The 5,625-nt window shown below is 59.1% G+C and carries 6 protein-coding genes; all 6 read left to right on the top strand.

What is annotated here, in order from left to right:
* Nucleotides 1–401 precede the first annotated feature (401 nt).
* Nucleotides 402–1,550, top strand: coding sequence for a Pyrrolo-quinoline quinone (locus FJ398_25535; protein ID MBM3841253.1), 1,149 nt, complete (start codon nt 402–404; stop codon nt 1,548–1,550).
* Nucleotides 1,547–2,896: a coproporphyrinogen III oxidase family protein gene (locus FJ398_25540; GenBank protein ID MBM3841254.1), complete on the top strand. Its 1,350-nt coding sequence runs from the start codon at nt 1,547–1,549 to the stop codon at nt 2,894–2,896. The genes FJ398_25535 and FJ398_25540 overlap by 4 nt, the downstream gene beginning before the upstream one ends.
* A gap of 232 nt (nt 2,897–3,128) precedes the next feature.
* Complete coding sequence (locus FJ398_25545; protein MBM3841255.1) at nt 3,129–3,716, top strand: hypothetical protein; 588 nt, start codon at nt 3,129–3,131, stop codon at nt 3,714–3,716.
* A gap of 4 nt (nt 3,717–3,720) precedes the next feature.
* Nucleotides 3,721–5,007 (top strand): NAD(P)/FAD-dependent oxidoreductase, encoded by a 1,287-nt coding sequence (locus tag FJ398_25550; GenBank protein ID MBM3841256.1) that lies wholly within the window; start codon nt 3,721–3,723, stop codon nt 5,005–5,007.
* A 106-nt stretch (nt 5,008–5,113) separates the two neighbouring features.
* A complete protein-coding gene (locus FJ398_25555; protein MBM3841257.1) occupies nt 5,114–5,284 on the top strand; it encodes a DUF4160 domain-containing protein in 171 nt (56 codons plus the stop codon).
* A 202-nt stretch (nt 5,285–5,486) separates the two neighbouring features.
* Nucleotides 5,487–5,625: glycosyltransferase family 1 protein (locus FJ398_25560; protein ID MBM3841258.1), on the top strand; the 139-nt coding region annotated here is incomplete at its 3' end.

Consider the following 5,625-nt stretch of genomic DNA (forward strand, 5'->3'; position numbering starts at 1 on the left):
GGGCTGTGCCGCAGGGGAGTCAGCCAAGCGATGACTTGGTTGAGACTGTTGAACGGAAGGCGGCCTTGGAGACCGCACGAAAGGTGCGCTCTCTCTCGTCGAGACCCCATCAACCGGAGAGCCGGATGCGGGAAATCCGCCCGTCCGGTTCGGAGGGAGGGGTGACGCTCGTGTGTCATCCCTACCCCTATCTTTCGCTAGATTCTCAGATTCTTGACTCAATGGCGAAAATTAATACGTATAGGTATTATGTGATTGCAAAACCGTTCCGACTGTTCAATAGTTTTGGCGCCAGAATGCCCGTGACTTTGTGGAGTTACCTTCCCGAGTTGCACCAATATCTGATGATCCAGTTCTGCACACGCTTGCTCTGTGGCCTGGCCGTTGGCGCCGCAGCTTTGATGCTCGCCGCGTCGCCGGTCCGCGCCAGCTCGCCCGGCGGCGCGGCGGGTTCTCTACCCACCAAAGATGCCTGGCCCATGTTCCGGGGAAGCCCCGGATTGGTGGGCGTCGCTTCGGGGCGCTTGCCGGAGTCGCCGGCCTTGTTGTGGACCTTCAAGACCGGGGGCCCGGTGAAATCCTCGGCCGCCATTGCCCAGGGCCGTGTGTTCGCCGGCTCCGAAGACGGGCATGTCTATGCGCTCGATCTGGCCAACGGTCAAAAGCTGTGGGCCTTCAAGACCGGCGGCCCCATTGAATCCTCTCCGCTCTTTCTGGAGGGAAAAGTTTTCGTGGGATCGTCGGACACCTATCTTTACGCCATTGACGCCGCGCGTGGCACGGAGGTTTGGAAGTATCAGACAGGCGAAAAAATTCTTGGCGCTCCGAATTGGATCAAAGACGACAAGAGCGGCACGCCGTGGATCCTGGCCGGCAGCTATGATTACAAACTTCACTGCGTCGATGCGGCGACAGGGAAGGCCGTGTGGACTTACGAGACCGGCAATTACATCAACGGGTCACCCGCGGTCGGCGGCGGCAAGACGATGTTTGGCGGTTGCGACGCTCTGCTGCACGTGATCCGTTTGCAGGATGGGCAGAAGATCAAAGAGGTCGAGGCGGGCGCTTACATCGCGGGATCAGGCGCCGTGGTCGGAGATCGGGTTTACATAGGCCAATACGAGAATGAGTTCCTCTGCATCGACACGTCCCAGGGGAACATCGTCTGGCGTTACAAGGACCGTCCATTCCCGTTCTTTTCCTCCCCGGCCGTGGCGAACGACCGCGTGGTGTTTGGCGGACGCGACAAGCGCCTGCATTGCGTTCAACGCAGCGATGGCAAACCGGTCTGGACTTTCACCACGCGCGGCAAAGTCGATAGCTCCCCGGTGGTCTGCGGCGATAGAGTCGTGGTTGGATCGGACGACGGGCGGCTTTACGTCGTTTCCCTGGCGGCGGGCAAAGAACTCTGGTCCTACGAAGTCGGCCAGCCGATTGGAAGCTCTCCAGCCGTTGTCGAAGGCAAGATTGTGATCGGAGCTGATGACGGAAACGTCTATGCGTTCGGGGCGAAAACCCCGGCCAAAGGAACGAAGGAGGCTTCGAAATGAGTGCGGCGATCTCAATCGAGCCCGGCAGTCTGCCTCCGCAACCGGCCAAGAAAGAGACCACCGCCGGCAACTATTTCGTTTCGAACTACCCGCCGTTCTCGTTCTGGAAGCCGGAGTTCGTTTCCGAAGCTCACGCAGCGCTGGAGCGTCCACACAAGCATGGGACGCAACTCGGCGTCTATCTCCACATTCCTTTTTGCCGGAAGCGCTGCCACTTCTGTTACTTCAAAGTTTACACGGACAAGGATTCAGCCGCGATCAAGGCCTACATCGAATCCGCGCTCGCGGAGCTCAGGCTCTACGCCGGGAAGCCCTTCATCGGCGGACGCAAACCGAGCTTCGTTTATTTCGGCGGCGGCACACCATCGTATTTGTCCGTCCAGCAACTCCAGCATTTGACTGGCGAAATGAAGGCGTTGTTGTCGTGGGAGGCGGCCGACGAAGTCACGTTCGAGTGCGAGCCGGGCACATTGACCGATCACAAACTGAAGGCCATTCGCGAGATGGGCGTGACGCGCCTGAGCCTGGGCGTGGAGAACTTCAGCGACCCCATTTTGGAAATCAACGGCCGGGCCCATCGCAGCAAAGAGATCGCGCGCGCTTACGCGTATGCGCGCGAACTGGATTTTCCCCAGATCAACATCGACTTGATCGCGGGCATGGTGGAGGAAACGGAAGCGAACTGGCAGGACTGCGTCCGGAAGACCATCGAGCTTCAGCCTGACAGCGTGACGATTTACCAGATGGAGGTTCCCTACAACACGACCATCTTCAAACAGATGAAGGCGGAGGGAAAGCTCGTCGCCCCCGTGGCGGATTGGGAGACGAAACGGAGCTGGGTCGCTTACGCATTCTCCGAGCTGGAGAAGGTGGGTTACACGGTTGGGAGCGCTTACACGGCCGTGAAGAACAAAGAGAAAACCCGGTTCAATTACCGGGATCGCCTCTGGGCCGGAGCGGATTTGATTGGCCTGGGCGTGGCTTCCTTCGGGCACATCGGCGGGACGCATTATCAGAACCAGCACGATTTCGAGCCGTATCTGCAGGCGCTCGCGAACGGCGCGTTGCCGATCCATCGCGCCCTCACTCCGGCGGCGGACGAACGGTTGATTCGGGAATTTGTCCTGCAACTGAAGCTTGGCCAGGTCAGCGCCGCCTACTTCCAAAACAAGTTCGGCGCAGATGTCCGCCAGCGCTTCGCGACACCGCTCCGCATGCTGGAGGATTGGGGCTTTCTGAAAGTGGACGGCGACCGCGTCGCGCTCAACCGCGAAGGCCTGCTGCAGGTGGACCGGCTGCTCCATGAATTCTTCCTGCCTCAGCACCGGAACGCGCGCTATGCCTGAGAGCCTGTCCGAAAATTGCGAGGGGCGCTGCGGCCAAAAGACCTGCCGCCCGGAGGGTTTTCGAGCCCCAGGCCGTCTGGCTTCGTTGCTCCTCGGTCGAAGACCCAGGAAGGGTATTCTCCCTCGTCGCGCCTCGCCATCCGGCCTTGGGCTCGAAAACAGCACCCCTCGGAATTTTCGGACAGGCTCTGAGTCGATTTCAAATTTCAAGGCTCACATTTGAGATTTCCGCATGCCTGCATCAACCTCCATTGAAGCCCGCAGCGCGAAACGCCCGGCGGTCAGTCCGCTCATCTATCCGCTCGATGAATTCTACGCCCGCGACAGTCGGCCCCTGCCCGCGATCACTGCGATCCCCGGAACCCGAGTTCCGGAACCGCAGCGGTCCTTGCTCGTGCACGATCAAGACATGACGCCCACGCTGGAGAAATTCTTCCGACGGAGCATTCATCTGGAATTGTTGAGCCGCGAGCAGCGGGGGGATTTCTACTTTCGCGAAGTTGTCCTCCTGCTCGACGGGACGGAGCAACCCGTGGAGTTTGGCGCGATCAAGATCAATCTGGGCGCGTTTCCCAATGCGGCGCGGCGCGAGATCCTCGAAGAGCGGCTTCCTCTGGGACACATCCTCGCGGAACACAAGATCAACCACGCCAGCCGTCCCAAAGCGTTTTTGCGCGTGAAATCGGATGACTTCATCAACCGGGCGCTCCGCTTGCAGGGCGCACAGACCCTGTTCGGCCGCCGCAACACGCTGCTGGATCCGGCTCAACATCCCATTGCCGAGATCGTCGAAATTCTTCCGCCCGTCATTCCGCAATAGATTTATGCCACACCAAGAAAGTTATTCCGCGGTCATCATCGGAGGCGGACCTGCGGGCTCAGCCGCGTCCGCAGTCCTCGCTGAAAAAGGCCACCGCGTCCTGGTTCTCGAACGCGAAAAATTTCCCCGGTATCACATCGGCGAATCGCTCATCCCCTTCACCTATCACCCGCTCAATCGTCTGGGATTGATTCCCCGGATGAAACGCTCGGCCAATCAAAAGAAATACAGCGTGGTGTTTGTCCAGCCCAACGGCAAGGCCAGCCAGCCTTTTTATTTCTTCACCCGCTACGACCGGGATACCGTGGCCCAGACCTGGCAAGTGCTGAGGTCGGAGTTCGACCAAATGCTCCTCGACAACGCCCGCGAAAAAGGCGCGAGCGTGCAGGAAGAAATCACGGTCAAGGAGTTGCTTCGCGAAGGGGAGCGCGTCGTCGGTGTGCGCGCCGTGGACAAGACCGGCCAGACGCACGAATACCGCGCGCCCATCACACTGGATTGCACGGGCAAAGAATCGTTTTCCGCCGTGCGCAACGGCTGGCGGATGCGGGACCCGTACCTGAACAAGGTCGCGGTCTGGACTTACTACAAAGGCTCCAAACGCGAGCCCGGGATCGACGAGGGACAGACCACCGTGGCGTTCGTGCCGGAGAAAGGCTGGTTCTGGCACATCCCGCAGCACAACGACATGGTGAGCGTTGGGGTTGTGGCCGAAGGCAAGTATCTGACGCGCGGCGGCGTGAAATCGCCCGAAGCCATTTTCCATCGCGAGGTGGAGGAAAACCTCTGGATCAAAGACCGCCTCTCCATCGGCCAACAGGTCGGGCCGTACTATCTGACCAGTGAATTCTCGTTTCACTCGCGGCACTGCGGCTCCGAAGGATTGCTGCTCGTGGGCGACGCCTTCGCGTTTCTGGATCCCGTGTTTTCGTCAGGACTGATGTTCGCGCTGAAGAGCGGGGTCCTGGCCGGTGACGCCGTCCACGAAGCGATTCTGGCGAATGATTTCTCCCCGGAACGGTTCCTGGATTACGCGAATACCCTGCGGGAAGGCGTCGAAAACATGCGCCGATTGGTTTATGCCTTTTACAACCCCAAGTTCAGTTTCCGCGCACTGACCGACAAGTATCCGGATCTGGTCGGCGATGTGACGGATTGCCTGAGCGGCGACGTGAACAAGGATTTCTCGCGATTGTTCAACGCGATTTCTGAGTTTGCCGAAGTTCCCGAAGCGCTCCCGGTGGGACAGCCGTTGGTCAGCGCGGCTCGCGATCTATTGTTGCCGGCATGATGCGGGCTGCAGATTCGTGCCACTTGACCGCGATTGGACTTGTGGATGCAGTCGGCGACGATTCGAGCGGCTTGCGACGAGTTCATAACTCGCGTAGTCTTACATCATGCCGACGGTGTTGCGGGAGAGGGGCTATCGATTCAGCTTTTACAACTATGATTTGGGTGAGCCAATCCATGTGCATGTGACCAAGGCCGGCCGCGAAGCGAAAGTATGGTTGAATCCGGTCCAGGTGGAGTGGAATGAGAGCTTCCGAGAGCTGAATTGCACGAGATAATCGAAATTATCGAAATCAATCGAACCTTGATCGAGAATGCGTGGAACAAACGATCGAGCTGCGAAGTCGAAACGAAGCCGCAAGGAAGCGGTGGCCTAAAGTGCGCAGCAAACCGCACCAGCCACCCATCATGCTCCGATTGAGTCCCGCTAGCGAACCGTAAACTAACGGCCATGACAACTCGAACGTTGCCTCCGATGCCATGAACCTCCTTCAGATCACGCCGGGCGCGGGAAAAATGTTCTGCGGAAATTGCTTCCGCGACAATGCCCTGGTAGCCGCGCTGCGCAAGATGGGACACTCCGCGCTGCTCGTCCCGCTTTATCTGCCGCTGACGCTGG

The sequence above is a fragment of the Verrucomicrobiota bacterium genome, assembly GCA_016871535.1.
In the GTDB taxonomy this organism is placed as follows: domain Bacteria; phylum Verrucomicrobiota; class Verrucomicrobiia; order Limisphaerales; family SIBE01; genus VHCZ01.